Source organism: Acinetobacter sp. M5A5_2a, assembly GCF_053345265.1.
In genome coordinates, this window is sequence record NZ_JBKEZV010000016.1 from 1 (window position 1) to 16,750 (window position 16,750).

Annotated in this window: 15 protein-coding genes; 4 read left to right on the forward strand and 11 right to left on the reverse strand. The window is 38.7% G+C overall.

Features of this window, described 5'->3' with window-relative positions; all coding sequences use genetic code 11:
• From ACLBWE_RS18225 to ACLBWE_RS18240, 4 genes are all read right to left on the reverse strand, one after another.
• The coding region (locus ACLBWE_RS18225) for a biotin/lipoyl-binding protein (protein ID WP_447604202.1) at positions 1–636 on the reverse strand (636 nt) is incomplete at its 3' end.
• A complete protein-coding gene (locus ACLBWE_RS18230; RefSeq protein ID WP_447604203.1) occupies positions 633–2,771 on the reverse strand; it encodes a type I secretion system permease/ATPase in 2,139 nt (712 codons plus the stop codon). The genes ACLBWE_RS18230 and ACLBWE_RS18225, both read right to left, overlap by 4 nt.
• Complete coding sequence (locus ACLBWE_RS18235) at positions 2,768–4,300, reverse strand: TolC family outer membrane protein (RefSeq protein WP_447604204.1); 1,533 nt, start codon at positions 4,298–4,300, stop codon at positions 2,768–2,770. The genes ACLBWE_RS18230 and ACLBWE_RS18235 overlap by 4 nt, the downstream gene beginning before the upstream one ends.
• A gap of 623 nt (positions 4,301–4,923) precedes the next feature.
• Complete coding sequence (locus tag ACLBWE_RS18240; RefSeq protein WP_447604205.1) at positions 4,924–5,817, reverse strand: PhzF family isomerase; 894 nt, start codon at positions 5,815–5,817, stop codon at positions 4,924–4,926.
• Positions 5,818–6,040: 223 nt separating this feature from the next.
• On the opposite strand from ACLBWE_RS18240, the gene ACLBWE_RS18245 reads away from it, so the two are divergent.
• Positions 6,041–6,904: a LysR family transcriptional regulator gene (locus tag ACLBWE_RS18245; protein ID WP_447604206.1), complete on the forward strand. Its 864-nt coding sequence runs from the start codon at positions 6,041–6,043 to the stop codon at positions 6,902–6,904.
• A gap of 25 nt (positions 6,905–6,929) precedes the next feature.
• Here the strand turns inward: ACLBWE_RS18245 and ACLBWE_RS18250 are convergent, their stop codons facing one another.
• Positions 6,930–7,529 carry a TetR/AcrR family transcriptional regulator gene (locus ACLBWE_RS18250; protein ID WP_447604207.1) on the reverse strand — a complete coding sequence of 200 codons (600 nt, stop codon included), beginning with the start codon at positions 7,527–7,529 and terminating at the stop codon, positions 6,930–6,932.
• A 121-nt stretch (positions 7,530–7,650) separates the two neighbouring features.
• Here ACLBWE_RS18250 and ACLBWE_RS18255 point away from each other — a divergent pair, with 121 nt between their 5' ends.
• Both ACLBWE_RS18255 and ACLBWE_RS18260 read left to right on the forward strand, forming a co-directional pair.
• Positions 7,651–7,980 (forward strand): darcynin family protein, encoded by a 330-nt coding sequence (locus ACLBWE_RS18255; RefSeq protein WP_447604208.1) that lies wholly within the window; start codon positions 7,651–7,653, stop codon positions 7,978–7,980.
• A gap of 101 nt (positions 7,981–8,081) precedes the next feature.
• Positions 8,082–9,377, forward strand: coding sequence for an ImmA/IrrE family metallo-endopeptidase (locus ACLBWE_RS18260; protein WP_447604209.1), 1,296 nt, complete (start codon positions 8,082–8,084; stop codon positions 9,375–9,377).
• Here ACLBWE_RS18260 and ACLBWE_RS18265 read toward each other — a convergent pair.
• The 5 genes from ACLBWE_RS18265 to ACLBWE_RS18285 all read right to left on the reverse strand — a co-directional run bounded on the left by ACLBWE_RS18265 (position 9,374) and on the right by ACLBWE_RS18285 (position 14,581).
• Positions 9,374–9,925, reverse strand: coding sequence for a TetR/AcrR family transcriptional regulator (locus tag ACLBWE_RS18265; RefSeq protein WP_447604210.1), 552 nt, complete (start codon positions 9,923–9,925; stop codon positions 9,374–9,376). The genes ACLBWE_RS18260 and ACLBWE_RS18265 overlap by 4 nt on opposite strands.
• Before the next feature lie 686 nt (positions 9,926–10,611).
• The gene (locus ACLBWE_RS18270) at positions 10,612–11,103 is read right to left on the reverse strand and encodes a flavin reductase (protein WP_004794389.1); all 492 of its coding nucleotides are present in this window, start codon (positions 11,101–11,103) and stop codon (positions 10,612–10,614) included.
• A 187-nt stretch (positions 11,104–11,290) separates the two neighbouring features.
• Complete coding sequence (locus ACLBWE_RS18275) at positions 11,291–12,334, reverse strand: methionine synthase (protein ID WP_005048816.1); 1,044 nt, start codon at positions 12,332–12,334, stop codon at positions 11,291–11,293.
• 21 nt (positions 12,335–12,355) lie between these two features.
• Complete coding sequence (locus ACLBWE_RS18280; protein WP_133748070.1) at positions 12,356–13,342, reverse strand: DUF1852 domain-containing protein; 987 nt, start codon at positions 13,340–13,342, stop codon at positions 12,356–12,358.
• A 366-nt stretch (positions 13,343–13,708) separates the two neighbouring features.
• Positions 13,709–14,581 carry a LysR family transcriptional regulator gene (locus ACLBWE_RS18285; protein WP_447604211.1) on the reverse strand — a complete coding sequence of 291 codons (873 nt, stop codon included), beginning with the start codon at positions 14,579–14,581 and terminating at the stop codon, positions 13,709–13,711.
• Between the two features lie 255 nt (positions 14,582–14,836).
• Here ACLBWE_RS18285 and ACLBWE_RS18290 point away from each other — a divergent pair, with 255 nt between their 5' ends.
• Positions 14,837–15,445, forward strand: coding sequence for a LysE family translocator (locus ACLBWE_RS18290; RefSeq protein ID WP_447604212.1), 609 nt, complete (start codon positions 14,837–14,839; stop codon positions 15,443–15,445).
• Positions 15,446–15,532: 87 nt separating this feature from the next.
• Here the strand turns inward: ACLBWE_RS18290 and ACLBWE_RS18295 are convergent, their stop codons facing one another.
• Positions 15,533–16,558 carry a fatty acid desaturase gene (locus ACLBWE_RS18295; protein ID WP_133748106.1) on the reverse strand — a complete coding sequence of 342 codons (1,026 nt, stop codon included), beginning with the start codon at positions 16,556–16,558 and terminating at the stop codon, positions 15,533–15,535.
• Between the last annotated feature and the right edge of the window lie 192 nt (positions 16,559–16,750).

Genomic DNA, 16,750 nt, shown 5'->3' on the forward strand with positions numbered 1-16,750 from the left:
GTTCTGCGCATCATTCATTTTGTTTCTAAGGTCATTTGCTTCGCGACGTAAACGTAAAACTTCAACCTCACTGGCCGCGCCTTTAGCAACTAACGGTTCGGTCATTGCCAGTTCTTGTTGTACCAATTGCAAAGCTTGCTTTAAACCCGAGAGTGTTTGCTCAAGATCAGCCCGACGTGAGCGATATAATGCAGTTTCTTCATGTACAAGTTTTGGTTGTTTCAGCACCATTTCAGGAAAAGCCAATGGTGTGCCGTTTACCTCTGCACGTAAGCGTGCTGAAGTTGCCTGAGCGGAGATCAGTAAAGATCTTGATTCACCGACATTCGATGCAAAACGGGTTGGATCTAATTGCGCAAGAATTTCACCCTTTTGAACAATATCGCCTTCTTGTACATTCAGCTTGGTTAAAATACCGCCTTCTAAGGACTGGATGACCTGTTCCTTAGACGATGGAACTACTTTACCTGTGCCGGTAGAGACTTCTTCAAGTTTAAATACCCATGCCCAGACAAAGAAAATAACTAAACCAATCCCCACAATCCAGATCACTAAGCTGGCACGTGGTAATGGTGGTTCAGTATAAGAGACATTCATTGAACGGGTGAGTTCTTGTTCTTGTTGTGGCTCGCTCATGAATTACCCCCTTGCACTTGTTTTTGTTGGGCTGTTGATTGATTAAGGACCTGATCTCTTGGACCATCCATCACGATTTTGCCGTCGTTAACGACAATGATACGGTCCACCAGTTCTAAAACAGCGCGGCGGTGAGTCGCAACCACTAAAGTTCGATGGGCCAGCCATCCTTTTAAATGATCAATCAGTTGCTTCTCTGCCACATCATCAATCGCAGCTGTTGGTTCATCGAGTAATAAAATATTAGGTTGACGAATCAATAGACGAGCCAATAACAACGCTTGTTTCTGACCACCCGAGAAACCAACACCACCCTCTAAAATCAGGTGATCGAGTCCTTCTTTTTTCTCTTGAACAAAAGGTAATGCACCTGTCACCACCAAAGCTCGAAGAATCTCTTCATCGGTTGCAAGCGGTGCACCCAAAGTGAGGTTTTCACGAATCGTACCGTAGAAAAGATACGCATTCTGGTTAAGTAAACCCATATCACGACGTACATCAGATGGATCAATTAAAGAAAGATCTAAGCCATCTAAATGCACTGAACCTTGAGTTGGAACTTGCATGCCTGATAAAAGCTGAAGCAATGTCGATTTACCTGCTCCATTACGCCCCAGAATTGCAATTTTTTCACCAGCGCGAATTTTTAAATGACGGATTGCCAAACTCGGTCTCGGGTCTTCTTCTCCATATTGGAACAAGGCATTTTTTAATTCATAGTCGCCATTTAAAGCAGCTTTATGTACCAGATGTGAACGGTCAGCCTGATCAATCGGACGTTGCATAAGCTCATCTAAGCTTTGTTTTGCAACCTTCGCCTGCTGTAAACGTCCTAAAACACCCGTAATTTGTGCAATCGGACCTAGCATGCGTGAAGATAAAATTGAACAGGCCACTAATGCACCCGTGGTCATTTCACCATCCATCACCGCAAAACATCCCACCAAAACCACAATCGCATAGGTCAGACCCTGAAGCATTTGAGTCCATGCCATTAAGGTCCCGACAATTTTACGTTGTCTCATACCGATATCGGCTGAAACTTCATTCATGTGGTTCCACTGGTTCTGGAAACGTGATTCAGCACGCAACAACTTGATATCTTCAATACCCTGCACCGCTTCTACCAGAATGGCATTACGGATTGAAGATTCTCTCATGCCTTCCTGTGCGAGTTGCGCTAGCTTTTTCTGTGCCAGAATACCCGGCAAAAGCATAAGTGGCACAACCAGCAACATCACCCAAAACAGTTTCCCGCCAATAATGGCAAAGATGGTCAGGAACAGGAAAAAGAATGGAAAATCGGCAATCGCACTAATGGTGGTAGAGGTTACCAGTTCACGAACACCTTCGAGCTCACGAATCTGCGAAATAAAACTACCGGTAGACTTTGAACGATCTTTATTCTTGATTCTTAAGGCATGACCAAATACGCGGTCAGAAACCCGTAAGTCGGCACGTTTACCGATAATATCGGATAAATACACCCGTGATATACGTAAGGTAAATTCGAAAAGTGCTGCGATGAGTACACCACCAGCCAGCACCCATAAGGTTGGAACAGACTGTGAAGGCACAACACGGTCATAGACCTGCATTGAGAAAATAATAGTTGCCAGTGCCAAAATATTGGCAATGAGTGAGGCAAACATAATATCAACGTAGCGCTTCCAGTCTCTTAGAACAATTGACCAGAACCAGCTTGCTTCATAGGGTTTGATATATTCATCAATACGCGCATCGGGAATGGAGCTTTCAGGACGCAGGATATAGACATTCTTAATTGTATTTTTTAAGACATCTAGGCTTAAATTTTGAGAAAGTCCCTGATCACCACTAAACTGGATACTGACATTTCCTTGGGTATCGGCTTTATCAACAACACCGACCTGCCCGTCATGAAACTCGACCAGAACAGGTAGCCGCCACGGATTAAGTAAATCTAGTGAAAAAGGTACCTTACGTAGGTTTAGCCCAACCTGACGTGTCATTAACTGTAAAACATCATCCAGGTTTTGATTCTGGTTCCAGTCAAGCTGTAAACGGATTCTTTCTTCTGAAGGCTCAATTCGATAATGTTTAGCAATCGTTAAGACCGCCTGTAACCAGGGCTGGTAATTTATTTTTGTCATCATGGTTGTACTTCGAACCCCTGAATTGAAATATTATTTAAGCCATAGGCTTGGCGGGAACGTCCTGTTGCCGAGATGTATTGCACAATACTGTTATAGATGTCATAACGTGCAGATTCGAGTTCTGAATTGGCACTATGAATGGCCTGCTCTGCATTCAATAAATCGACCAATGAGCGTGTACCAAGTTTGTACTGCTCTTGATAAAGTTCACGTGTACGAACAGTCGTGGCCTGACGATTGGTCAGCACCTGCATTTGACGTTGTTTATTTTCAATTTGCTCACGGCTGGTTCTGATCTGATCAAGAACATCCATATAAACTGAATTGACCTGAGATTTAGCTGCTTCTTCTGCATAACTTGCCATTTTGACCTGAGAAGAAACGGCCCCACCTTGATAAAACTGACTGGTTGCTTCAAGCATGACAGAACTATATAAGCCATCATCTTTATCATTATTCGGGTTTCTGCCATTAATGGCCTGACTTAAGGAACCTTTGACCGCCAAAGTCGGATAACGTGTTAAACGAGTCTGTTGCTTTTGTGCTTTAGCAACTTCAACACTCGCTTGCGCCGCAATCATTTTTGGAATGGTATTAAACTCAGGCTCATTATAGAGACCAGATTGCTTTACCAAATCATCAGGAATGACCCATACCTTATTAAAAACATCTACTCCTACCAGAGTTCTTAGATGTTGTTGGTACTGACGTAATAAAGATTGTTGAGCAATGAGTGTCGACTGTGCAGATTCTAAATATGTTTGTGCCTGAACTGGGTCAGCTTGGCTACTAATACCGGCATTTGCACGTAAATTGGCAATTTCCTGAATTCGCTGAATCCCGGCAATTTGCTGCTCGGCAATTTTATTTAATTGAAGATAGCGCTGAATATTGACAATCGACTGCGCCACATCAAGTGCAATATCATCAATGCTGACCAGCACATTGGCCTGCTCGACTTGTACTTTGGCACGCTGAACCGATACACCTGATTTTACTTTGCCAAAATCAAAAAGCATTTGAGTCGCAGATAACGTCAGTAACTGTCTCCCCCGCTCACCACTACCCAAATCACCTGTGGTAATACCACCTGAAAGCTGGGGATAATAACCCGCCTTGGCATAATCAATACCTGCGTTTTGGCCTGCTAAAGTTGAAATGGCTTGAGAAATATTAGGGTTTCGTTGAACTGCATATTGAATCGCATCAATTAAACTGACTTGATTGTTCCACATCGCAGTAGACGTCGGTAAATAGTTCCCATCATTTCCTAGTCGCTGAAATTGGCTCTGATCAAACCCTAAATTGCTTAATTTTTGGAAATCGACAGATCGGTAGCTTTCATCGGGCGTGGGTTTAAAGAGTTGAGAAACTTTTTTTGTTAAGCTTTTTCCCGAGTTAACAGACGCGGTCTCTGCCTTTGTAATTGATATTGATACACTAGAAGCAATACAAAAATATAAAAAAAACTTCGTACCTGATCTGATTATAAGTTGGAAATCATTGTGGGAAAAAGGCAATTTACTCATTAGAAGATCTAATCTCTTGAAATATTGTAAAACAATCCAAAACTCAGTTAAAAATTATCAAAAATATTAAATTCCATACTTTAAATAAATAATTTTCAGAATAATTTTCTTTGCGAAAAAATAAAGCAAAAAATGATTAATTTTTAGTATCAGCAACTAAACATCTAATTTATTTATAATTTAAATTATAAAGGTGAGTTTTAAACACATATATTTAAAACCAATTAAACACCTATAAAAACTATAAAATTCAATTATTATAATAAATAATTTCCATAAAAAAAACCTACCTCTTGGGGAAGCGGCAGGCTATAAACTTTTAAATATGTACATTCAAAAATATATTATTTATTTAAATTCATCAATAATGATTAATTTAAAATAAAATTAAAACATATGATTAAAAACATATAAAATGAATAAAATATTTTCTATTTATTTTAGGGCACAACACATGTGCTTTAAAAAATTGCCAATAGAAGCCCTTTTTACATTCACAACTTTATAAAAATATATGATCTTTATGTGAGATCCCAATAACCCAATAAAGTCTTTTCAACTCGCTGCTGTAAATAAAAGAACTGCTTTAAAACTCGCAAGATGACATCATTTCTTAAATATAATCAACCTTTTCCCGAGTACAAAACTGAGCCAACTAAAACGGCTTGGCCTGCAATGCTAACGTGTAATATTGAATCTGTTTTCTCAACTGTCACTAAAACCCGCCCCGGTTTTTCTATTGCGAGGCCTTGATACCCCCAATAAGTTACTTTCTGGTCACATTCGATTAAATCGTGGTGAACAAGGTACGCTCCCGCTGGACCATTTGCATTACCAGTTACAGGATCTTCATTAATACCGATTGCGGGTGCGAACATTCGACCATAAGTAATAGGTTCTTGCTTACTACCTTCCAAAACAAATGGGAAAAAACCATTGCAATCTATTTCAGCGCTAATAGCTTTCAGTTTTTCATTGTTTGGAATTAATCCATCAAGCTTACTTCTGCTCAGCATTGGCACCATCACCTTGGAATGCCCCGTCGTAACCACTTGTATTGGTAAGTCAGCAAAATCACTTTCACTCACACCCAGTGCGCTTGCAAGTTCACTCCGTTGATTCGCATTAAAAGGTGGAAAAAACTCTACGCGACCTTGAGTCATTTTCACCAATAACTCGTCAGGACTTCCAAATATTGAAACAGGTAAATCACCTGCCCCCGTTTTTGCGATTAATGGATAGTCTGAGTGGTGGCCTGTAGTTGCACGTAAAAAATGAGTAGCAATCGTCGCATGCCCACATATTGGGACTTCATTTGTAGGGGTAAAATATCGAACATGTATGTCATGACTTTGATCTTTAGCTGACAAAACAAAGGCAGTTTCTGAATACCCTGCGAATGCAGCAATATCTTGCATCTCTTGAGTTGTAAGATGGTCAGCATCTAGAACAACTCCCGCTCGATTTCCTGTATTTGGTCTGGTGGTAAATGCATCAACCACATAAATATTAGTCATGGCGCAAATCCTCTGTTGTTAATATTGTGATCTCAGAAATAGCTCCCGCCATGACCAGAAAATCTTATTTAATTGCAGCAACACATATCACCGCTCTAAAAGGCTTATAGTCGCCTCATAATTAGTTTTTGAGTTCCTGTAGTGGTTGTTTGAATTGTATAAATCTAAAGATCGGGGATACTATAGTTTTTCTTGCAAACGCATTTTTCAAATATGGAAAGGTATGAACTGGGACGATACTAAAATTTTGTTAGCTATTGGGCGAACTGGCGGGTTGAGCCGCAGTGCAAAATTGCTTGGTATTAGTGTTTCTACCGTACATCGCAGAGCTGCTGAACTCGAGAAAAGTCTCAAGGCGATTCTTTTTTCCCGAGACAGTGATGGCTATACACTCACCCACGTTGGAAAACATTTTTTTTCTTTGGCTGAAAAAGCAGAAGAGCATTTAATAGCGATGGAGCGTTACAACGATCAAGGACAGCAATCACTGTTCCGCATTGCTTTACCTGAGTTAATTGGGCAGCAGTTGCTTCAGTCAAAGCTAACAGCGTTGCAACTGAAGCATCCAGATTTACAATTAGAAATCTCAACGAGTGTCGTTCCTGTTGATTTTTCTCGACGGGAAGCTGACATTATTCTTCGACTTGTTCGACCTGAAAGTGGGCGTTACATTATTCGGCGACTTGGCCAACTAGAGTATGGGCTTTATTGTAGTAAAGATTATCTCGCCAGTTTCACAGAGCATGCTGAAACGACGGATGATTTATTGAATCATCGTATAATCGGTTGGGACCGAAGCCTTCAATATACTTTCTTAGCACAATGGATGCGTGAACTCACCCAAGATGCAGCCCCTGCTTTGTCTTTTGATAACATGCACTCGCAACTACGAGCAGTTATTGAAGGACAAGGAATTACAGCCCTGCCTTGTTTTGTTGCAAAGGCTTCGGGGTTATTGCCAATACTACCTGAGCAGAATTTAAAACAAGATGTGTGGTTAATGCGTCATTTAGATACTAAAAATAGTGACTATTCAACGTTGATTAGCGAGACGATTGAAAAAGAGCTACAAGAATATCTGTTGTAATAAAAATTAGCTTTTACTCTGATATTTAAGCCAAATTCAAATAACCAAATACGGCCTTTTCAACTCGCTGCTGTAAATGGTTTAAATCCGTTTCCCCTGCTATGCCTGCCGCGTTAATCATTCCTTTACTCAACGCAATCACATCTTGTGCGGCCGTCTGTGCATGTGAAATGCCAGAACGTATAAACAGATCAGAAATTATAGTTTCAAGCTCGTGTTGAAGTTCACTTTCCTCAATATCTTTTCCAATGAGTTCAGAAGCAAACTCTAGTGTTCGTGCTAACTGCGGACGGCTCAATTGATGTTGCACAGCAGCTTGGATGATGAGTTTTAATTTTTCTTTTAAGTCTGCAGCATCATTTTGCTCTATGGCTTCAACAATACGATTTGAAAGCTTGGCACGCTCACGTCGAATTAACTCAACGATTAAGGCATCTTTAGATGGAAAGTATTGATATAGGCTACCAATGCTTACACCAGCAAGTTCAGCCACGGCATTTGTGTTAAATCCAGCAAAGCCTAAAGATTCTAAAATGCGAGCAGCCGCCTCTAAAATAGCTTCAAAGGTAGCCACTGAGCGGGCTTGACGCGGGCGTTTACGTGGGTCTGGAAATGTTTCTGACATGGGTCGAAATGCGAGTATGTAATGTGAGCAATCACTCATATACTGACTGAGTCATTTTGATATGACAAGCAAATGCTGTCTTTTCCGTTGAACTACAACTCGGCCCAGTCATGGAGTGGTTATGTCTAGAACCTATACTTTTTTTATTCATTTAAGAGCTTTGCCTGCTTGGTTGGCTTTAGCTCGTGAAAAGCGGGCTGAGTTTAGTGCACAAAAGCTTGAACCTATTTTTGAGAAGTACCCAACTGTAAAAGTTCGGTGGTATGACGCTGAAGCGTTTAGTACTAAAGCCAGTGATATTGCTGTGTTTGAGACGACATCTCTGCAAGATTATTATTTTGTGATTGATGCGATTCGAGACTCTGAGTTTTGTACAGTGCCCTACTTTGAGTTTGTAGAGATTATTCCTGCAATTGAAGATGGGTATGTGGAGTACGAGGGTTCTTTATAGAAGTTGGGAATAACCTTATTTAGTTCTTAAGGCGTTATATCTATATAGCCAAGTTACTGATTTTTATATATGATCAAAAAAATTCAATACTTTTTTGATATATGAATACTAAAAAGAAAGGCGATATTTTTGAAAATTTTGTTTTTGACTACTTTTCGGCTCTAATCCAAAAAGGTTATATGGGGCTTAATCCAAGTCACACTAAAATTTACAAGCAAAAGAAATATTATTCAAAGGATCGAGAAGACTACATTACCTTCGATGTAGCTATTGAAGTTTTCTTATTTGATCAAAAGGAACCATATTTACTAATCCTAATTGAATGTAAAAATTATGAAAAAAATGTTCCTGTGGACGATATTGAAGAGTTTTCAACCAAAGTTAGTCAAGTCGGAAAACATTATACAAAGGCTATCTGCATTACTAAAAATGGCTTTCAGAAAGGAGCATTAAATGTTGCAAAAAATAGAAAGATAGGGCTGTGGAGAATTACAGCCAATGATAATCATGAAATTATCTTTAACAGAACGATTAATAGAGTAAAAAATAATGATGAAATTATAAGTAATGCTCTGACATCAGAAAACTTCCAAGATATTTCTTATTCAAATATCTTTATACAAACACCTCTACGCTTTACAAGTATTCCAAAAGATCTAATTTATGATTTCCTTTCATTACAGAAAAATGTATCTCCAAAAGAATTTTTCACGCAACATCGCGTAAATTCATACTCTAAAACTATCCCTTATAAATCTAAAAAAGAGTTAAGTATTCTTGCAGAAAGCTTATTTAATAAATTTTATAAAAACGATGAGATAGATTTAAACGAAATAATAAATACATTAGGTTATAAAATTATTGAGATTAATACTCCCGAACATCCAAATATTATTGGTAAGCTAGAAACCAAATTAAAAACTATTACCATTTTTGGAAGTGGCTTCTTTTCTCAACATCAAATTAATTTTGCAAAAGCACATGAAATAGCTCATGTTTTTCTTAATCATAACAAGTATTTAATTTCAGAGAATTTTTCTCCAACTATGGAATCTCACTCTGTAAATATAGAGATTACCCAGAATATTGATCGACTAGAATTTCAAGCAAATTATTTTGCAGGTTGCTTACTACTGCCTGAAAATCGGTTAAAAGCAACTTTAAACTATTATTTACAACATTATGGCATCAGAAATAGAGGATTCTCACCACTCTACATTGACTCACAACCATGTAACTTTGAAAATTATAGAAGAATCATTTTACCTTTGACTGAAATTTTTAACGTTTCTCAAGAAACAATGAAAATTAGACTAACAGAATTAGGTTTAGCTCAATTTGCTTTTCAACCTACTTCTACCCATAAGATAAAGAGGTCATATATAGATCGGTTCTAAGTCCTCCCCAAAAACCTCTCCAACACCACATCCCGTTCATCTAAACGATTAGAACTTAAAACCTGTAGCATCAAGCCATCAATTAAGTTTAAAACCATATTGGCATCGGGTTTGAATGCATTGGTTTCCAGACTAAAGACCAAATCAAAAAGTTCTCGAAGTAGCCATTTTCGATATTCAACCGCCATGCGGTAAGCCGTTGGATAAAGCTGTTTTATTTCAAAAATAGTCTTAAACAAAAGGTGGTAAAGGCTATTCACATCGACATGTAAACGGACAATTTCTTTAAGTTTATCGCTTGGTTTTGAGTAGCGGTGTGAATAGACAATTGCCAGCACTTCTTCTTTCAGTCGGCTTTTTTGAAAGCTTATACATGTTTCTATAAGGTGTTCTTTGGAGTGAAAGTAGTTATAAAGCGTGGCTTTTGGAATTTTAGTTTCTTTGGCAATCAGGTCTACGCCCGTGTTGTGAAATCCATAGAGATTAAATAGGTCTATTGCGGTACGTATTGCTTTTAATTTTTTTGAAGCCGTTTCTAAAGTTGGCATAGTTTTACCTTTTTAAATTCTTGTTGTTTCTAAATGAGATAAAAAGCCTGTGCCCCTTCTGGGAGAAAAAAAGGCACAGCAAAGCCGTAAGACGGTGCTTGGCACATCTCAAGTTTTATTGTTGATATAAGTTTTTAGTCGTGACGAGCTAAAGCTTTAAAACGTATTTTCAATTAAACAGTTTTAAAGATGAGCTAAACGATATTGGAATAAAAGGCTTGGCAATGGTTGCCAATAAAATAGAAATGTTGCGCATGAGCGACTCCTTAGGTAAAAGAAGTCCTACCGCATTACTGTCAAATAATGGTGGTAGAACGAAAGAGGGTTGACAGACTGAACCTAAGAATCAGCACACCCGAGGGTGTCCCCCTTCCGTCCTACCGCAACAAAAGGGGGACGAACGAGTCTACATTAAAAAAACAAGTTTTTTCAATGTACTTAGGTTCTGGCCTGTCAAAGCCGGCTGGCAATGTAGGCCAGCAGGCAAAGGATAATCCGAGAGTTGGTAGGTGTCAATGTAGCTTTTATGACAAGTATTTAAATTTATTATTATTTTTCATTAGATTAACTTAATTATTATTTTAGATATTATATTTAATTGTATTTTTAAATTAAATGAAGCGATCCATGCTTATTCATTTCTATCTTTTAACTTTTAATGGGAAAGTACACAGCGGAAAGTCGGTTTAGACAATCTCTGTCTGCCCCACTTGGTGATAAGCACGATTAAAATAAACCAAACTTTGGTCATGCTGGCTTTGTTTAATCGCAACAATCGGACAAATCAGAATCGTGTGTGTGCCCACTTGTTGAATTTGTTCAATCTCACAATCGAAACTTACCAAAGCATCATCTAACACAGGTGAACCTGTTTCTAACTCAATCCATTCGCCATGTTTAAAGCGTTCTTCTGGCGTAAGTTTAGATGAAAATGCTTTTGAAATATGTTCGTGGTGTGCGCCTAAAACATTCACAGTTAAGATTTTGTTATCTAGGAAATGTGCATGTGAACTCGCAGACTGGTTCATACAGACCAATAATGTCGGAGGTGTGTCGGTCACACTACACACAGCAGAGGCAGTAAATCCAAAACGGCCAGACATGCCTGCCGTAGTCACAACACTAACTGCACTTGTGAGTAAAGACATTGCATTTCTAAAGTCTGTTGCTTGAACCATGACATTATTCCTAAATTGAACCGTACCTTGTCCTAAGTGTTTGCTATACCACCCAACTCCATCAGGAAGGTACTTGATCGACATGCATTCTGATTAGAACGACATGTAGTAAGTAAAATGAGGGTTACTTGTTTGATTATCAACTAACATCAAAAAAGTAACCCTTTATACCACTTATTGGTAAATATTAAGCAGAGAGTTCAAAACCCGTAAGTTCTCTACGAACGATTTCTGCGCCTGCACTTAAAGCATTTAACTTGCCACGCGCAACTTCACGAGAAAGAGGTGCCATACCACAGTTTGTGCAAGGGTAAAGCTTGTCAGCATCTACGAACTGAAGCGCTTTACGAAGTGTGTTAGCAACTTCTTCTGGAGTTTCAATCTGGTTAGATGCAACATCAATTGCACCGACCATGACTTTTTTACCGCGAATGAGTTCAAGTAAATCGATAGGCACATGTGAGTTGTGACATTCTAACGAGATAATATCGATGTTAGATTTTTGCAGTTTCGGGAAAGCTTCTTCGTACTGGCGCCATTCCGAACCAAGTGTCTTTTTCCAGTCTGTATTGGCTTTAATGCCGTAACCGTAGCAAATGTGGACCGCAGTTTCACATTTAAGACCTTCAATTGCACGCTCTAAAGTCGCAACGCCCCAGTCATTTACTTCATCAAAGAATACGTTAAATGCAGGTTCGTCAAACTGAATGATGTCTACACCAGCAGCTTCTAACTCACGTGCTTCTTGGTTCAAAATTTTAGCAAATTCCCAAGCAAGTTTTTCACGGCTCTTGTAGTGACCATCGTAAAGCGTATCAATCATGGTCATTGGGCCAGGTAATGCCCACTTAATGGGTTGATTGGTTTGTTGACGTAAAAATTTCGCATCTTCAACAAACACAGGCTTTTGACGAGACACCGCACCCACTACAGACGGTACGCTTGCATCGTAACGGTCACGAATTCGAACTGTTTCGCGCTTCTCAAAATCTACGCCATTTAAGTGTTCAATAAACGTGGTCACAAAGTGTTGGCGGGTTTGTTCGCCATCGCTCACAATGTCGATGCCAGCAAGTTGTTGTTCGTGCAACGCCAAACGTAACGCGTCTTTTTTACCTTCGATTAAGCCTTCGTTTTCGAGTTTCCAAGGCGACCAAAGCTTTTCAGGTTCTGCAAGCCAAGACGGTTTAGGTAAGCTGCCAGCAGTTGAAGTTGGTAATAATTTTTTCATGATCAATGACCCGTATGTTGATTAATTAGGAGCGTAATTAGCAGACCACTGCTCAAGAATCGCTTGGTATGGTTTGATAAATTGCTCTTCAACAAACTTCCCCTGCTCAATAGCCAAACGGCTACGTTCTTCTCGGTCATACACAATTCGAGTAAGTGAGTAATCTTCATTCTTCAAACTTGGTTGATAAGATTTTCCAGCAACTGAATTTGCATTGTAAATTTCAGGGCGATAAATCTTTTGGAACGATTCCATGGTGCTGATGGTGCTGATCAACTCAAGGTTGGTGTAATCACTCAGCAAATCACCAGTAAAATAGAACGCCAAAGGTGCAGCACTGTTTTTCGGCATGAAATAGCGAACTTTTAAGCCCATTTTTTGGAAATATTCATCAGTTAATGAATAGTCTTCTTGCTTGTATTCCACACCCAAAACTGGATGTTCGTTTTCAGTGCGGTGGTACACTTTAGTTGTTGAAACACTTAAGCAAATCACTGGCGCTTTTTTAAAGTTTGCTCTGTAAGTCTCAGAGTTAATAAAGCTCTTAAACAAATTACCGTGCAATTCACCAAAGTTTTCTGGCGTGCTAAAGGTAGACTGATTTTTATTGTGGTCTAACAAAAGCACACTAAAGTCATAGTCACGTACATAAGACGAGAAGTTATTGCCGACAATACCTTCAATACGTTCATTGGTCTTTTTATCAACAATATTGGTTTTCAATATTTCGATTAAAGGAAGCGCACTGTTATGGCTTGCAGCATCAACATTCATTTCAACTGAAATAATTTCAAGTTCAACCGCATAGCGATCGCCTTTAGGGTTATCCCAATGAGCTAAAGTATTAAAACGATTGTCGATCATCTGTAATGTGTTGCGCAGATTCTCTTGACGGCTCATCCCTCTCGCTAAGTTAGCAAAGTTGGTTGTAATACGCGTATTGTCTGCTGGACGATAGTTTTCATCGAAACAAATACTCTTAATCGTAAATGTAAATTCTTTACTCATTTTGATCAGTACCCTAATTTCTGAGATAAACCTAAAAATATTTCGAGCTCTTTTTAAACTTTCCAGCCTTGTCAGATTTGTGCCTTATGGTCTTATCAAAAGTGAATTACTGGAACGCTTCAGAGCGTGAATAGATTTATACCGCAATCACAACATGAATAAAAATGATTTAGTCTCATTCAAAACTGAGTGAAATTCATGTTTAAGATTTAATAAAGAAGTATGAAGTTAAATATTTTTCATCTTAGGGAATTTTAAACAGCAGAAACTCAATATACGGCGCTAGCAAACCGCCTTAATTATTTTAAATATTTATTATTATTTTCAATATCTTAATCAATAAAAACTTAGGGAGAATGGCTAGACCTAAAGTAAGGTGTGCTGACTCTCGCTCATCTCTGCTTTTAGCCATTCTAAAAATATAATCTTTCGCGGGTCTTCTTCAAAAGCGCTATGAGAAAGTAAAAAATAGGCTGAACCGTCTTGTACAACTGGTGAAATTTTTTGCAGTACATTCCACTCTAGCTCTTTTTCAATCATATAAATTGAGATGACTGTTGCGCCGAGTCCAGCTAAGCAGCCTTCTAAACATAGATAAAAATGTTCAAGCTCAACTTTGGTGTACCCTTTTAAACTCTGCTTTAACTCAGAAATGCGGCTGATATTTTTGAAAAAATTCGGTCTAGAAGTTGAGATGAGTACATCTTCGGTTTCCGATGACTTGGTTGCTTGAATCATTGCGATATATTCATCTGCAATTTTCTCACTAAAGATATGCTCTCCCCAATCAAAGTCATTTCTACGAATTGCGATATCAATATTATCTTTTTCAAAGTCGACTACTCCGCCTGCTGTGAGTAGCACAACCTCAAAACCATGACCGAGCTTTTTAAATTTTGATAACCGCGGTATGAGCCATTTCATCGAAAGCGTCGGTTCACAGGACAAGACCAGTTGTTTGTTATGAGTTTTAGGCTGGCTTAGTTGTATTAAACATTCATCGAGTTGACCAAAAACCTGATGGCAACAACTCAATAAAATTTCACCCTGCTCAGTCATCACAAGTGTTTTATTTTTTCGATCGAACAAAGCCGTATTTAAAGCTTCTTCTAAATTATAAATCTGTTTACTGACCGCACTTTGCGTCACAAACAATTTCTTTGCAGCTAAAGTGACACTGCCATACTTCGCCACAAAATAGAAAAATTTTAGTGAATTCAGCGATATTCTTTCGATCATTCCAAAAACTCATAGGTAGTTAGTCGTTTTTATCGATTTTTATTTCTAGGTTTCTGTTCAAAATAAAAATCATCTTTATTAAAACCCATTTTAGATGATGAAAAACATATTGAATATCGATATCTATCTTCATAGCCTTATAGATACAACTTCTTATTCTGAAAGAATAGCTGCTTTAAGCAAAAGATCTGCTCTCTCCAATATATTCCAAAAAGTACAGACCAATCCCCTCGTTTTCAGTGATGGTACAAGGTAATGGCAGAGTTTATCGCAGTTATTCTGATTACGATTTTGGCAGTGGTAAGCCCCGGAGCTGACTTTGCGATTGTCACGAAAAATAGTTACTTGTACGGCAGAAAAATAGGGGTTTTAACTTCACTCGGAATATCACTCGGTGTATTGGTACATGTGACCTATACCCTTGTGGCTGTTGCTTTTGTGATGACTTATACGCCGCAAATTTTGAATATTGTTAAGTATATTGGTGCGCTTTATTTGATCTATATTGGCTATAAAACTTTTACGCAAAAACCTGTTTTAGACACTGCTGCTTTAACTTCTATAGGTACTTTTCAAGCCATAAAATACGGCTTCTTTACCAATGCATTAAACCCGAAAACCACGCTATTCGTGATCAGTACTTATACCCAAATTGTAAGTTTAACCACGCCTAAAACCGTTCTTTTGGCCTATGGCTTTTTTATGTCATTTGCCCATTTCGTGTGGTTCTCACTTGTAGCTGTGCTGTTTTCATCAATGCTGTTGAGACAAAAAATGTTAGCCAAGCAAGTGCAAATTAATAAGGTGATTGGTTCAATTTTATGTGCATTAGGTGTGATTCTGCTTTTTACTCAGTTTCAGTAGGGCTGGTTATTTTTTAAGAAATTGTAGAGTGGGACTGAGCCCTAGATACAGAACTCAGTCCATTCAAGCGAGCTAAGAATCTATTTGTTAAGTATTCGATTCAGATAAATTATTTACGTTCCAACGATTTGCTCTTTTAAAAGTACCGACATCGTTGAACCGTACGCCCATATCACGCATGACTTTATGGGCAACAGGCGCAGTCATTTGTCGAATGTAGAATGGTTCTTTCACGACAAAGTGGTGAATGGCATGTGTCGAACCAAAGTTAAAGCAAAAGAGTTGGAACGGCATCATCCACCACGGTGTTAACACTTGCGTTTGTTGAATCACATTGCCCAATTCAACATCACCGTAGTAATGCATATTGCTTGTCACAAAGTGCAGGCAGAAGGTACGCAGCACATTTGGCGCAATCCACACCACAGTCAGAATATTAATCACATGCATAACATTTAGGGTTGTAGCTGACCATGCGATCGGTGCATTTACCAAGCTTGAAACCATATCAACTGCGTGGAACCCTAAGAAGATATACCAAAGTGACCAGTGAATAATTCCAAGTGGAAAATAGGCTAAGAACGCACGTTTAAAAATAACTTTTCTAACCGTCCAATTGTTTGCCGCAATAATCCGTAGCAAAACTGCAAAACCATTGTCACCGATGGCGACGAGTCGGCGAATGCTCCATTGCTCTCCATTGGTTAGCGCTCTTTCTTCTAAATCAACTTCAGTGCCTGAGTTTTTATGATGGTTAAAATGCAGCTCACGGCGTTTCCACGGGTTAATGGTACTTGGGCGAGCTAACCACACTAAGCCCATCATTAAATGATGTGCCCATGGTTTTTTTCTAAAATACATCCAGTGAATAAGGTCGTGTTCTAACTCATGGGTAAGAGATGCAAAAAACGCAATAATTGGAATTGCGAACCAAGCTGAAAGCTGATGATTGATATAGAGTACGGCTGTAGCAATCATTCCAACAAGGGAAACAAATAGAATCATCGCCCCTATTGCATTTTGATGGTTCAAAATGGGATGGCGCTTGCGTAAAGCCACGCCTTCCGCTGTGACCACTTTTTTAATGTGTTCCGTTTTTTCGCTATCGGTCATTCCAGCAGGATTTTTATATATGTAGGTCATCCGTTATTCCTCAGTTTTCTCATGCCCCTACTTTATTTATATCTATGTTTGTACGCTTAGCTCGAAACGCCAATCTATTGGCTATGGATGCCAAAAATAAAAATATTCAAAACAAACAAAAGTTTTTTTAGTTTTGAATCTTTTATACTGTTAACAGGAATA

Coding starts and splice junctions, on each gene's coding strand:
- ACLBWE_RS18235 (WP_447604204.1), bottom strand. CDS start 4,300: ATGAGTAAATTGCCTTTTTCCCACAATGATTTCCAACTTATAATCAGA.
- ACLBWE_RS18280 (WP_133748070.1), bottom strand. CDS start 13,342: ATGAGTAAAGAATTTACATTTACGATTAAGAGTATTTGTTTCGATGAA.
- ACLBWE_RS18250 (WP_447604207.1), bottom strand. CDS start 7,529: ATGTCAGAAACATTTCCAGACCCACGTAAACGCCCGCGTCAAGCCCGC.
- ACLBWE_RS18255 (WP_447604208.1), top strand. CDS start 7,651: ATGTCTAGAACCTATACTTTTTTTATTCATTTAAGAGCTTTGCCTGCT.
- ACLBWE_RS18285 (WP_447604211.1), bottom strand. CDS start 14,581: ATGATCGAAAGAATATCGCTGAATTCACTAAAATTTTTCTATTTTGTG.
- ACLBWE_RS18230 (WP_447604203.1), bottom strand. CDS start 2,771: ATGATGACAAAAATAAATTACCAGCCCTGGTTACAGGCGGTCTTAACG.
- ACLBWE_RS18290 (WP_447604212.1), top strand. CDS start 14,837: ATGGCAGAGTTTATCGCAGTTATTCTGATTACGATTTTGGCAGTGGTA.
- ACLBWE_RS18270 (WP_004794389.1), bottom strand. CDS start 11,103: ATGGTTCAAGCAACAGACTTTAGAAATGCAATGTCTTTACTCACAAGT.
- ACLBWE_RS18265 (WP_447604210.1), bottom strand. CDS start 9,925: ATGCCAACTTTAGAAACGGCTTCAAAAAAATTAAAAGCAATACGTACC.
- ACLBWE_RS18275 (WP_005048816.1), bottom strand. CDS start 12,334: ATGAAAAAATTATTACCAACTTCAACTGCTGGCAGCTTACCTAAACCG.
- ACLBWE_RS18260 (WP_447604209.1), top strand. CDS start 8,082: ATGAATACTAAAAAGAAAGGCGATATTTTTGAAAATTTTGTTTTTGAC.
- ACLBWE_RS18245 (WP_447604206.1), top strand. CDS start 6,041: ATGAACTGGGACGATACTAAAATTTTGTTAGCTATTGGGCGAACTGGC.
- ACLBWE_RS18295 (WP_133748106.1), bottom strand. CDS start 16,558: ATGACCGATAGCGAAAAAACGGAACACATTAAAAAAGTGGTCACAGCG.
- ACLBWE_RS18240 (WP_447604205.1), bottom strand. CDS start 5,817: ATGACTAATATTTATGTGGTTGATGCATTTACCACCAGACCAAATACA.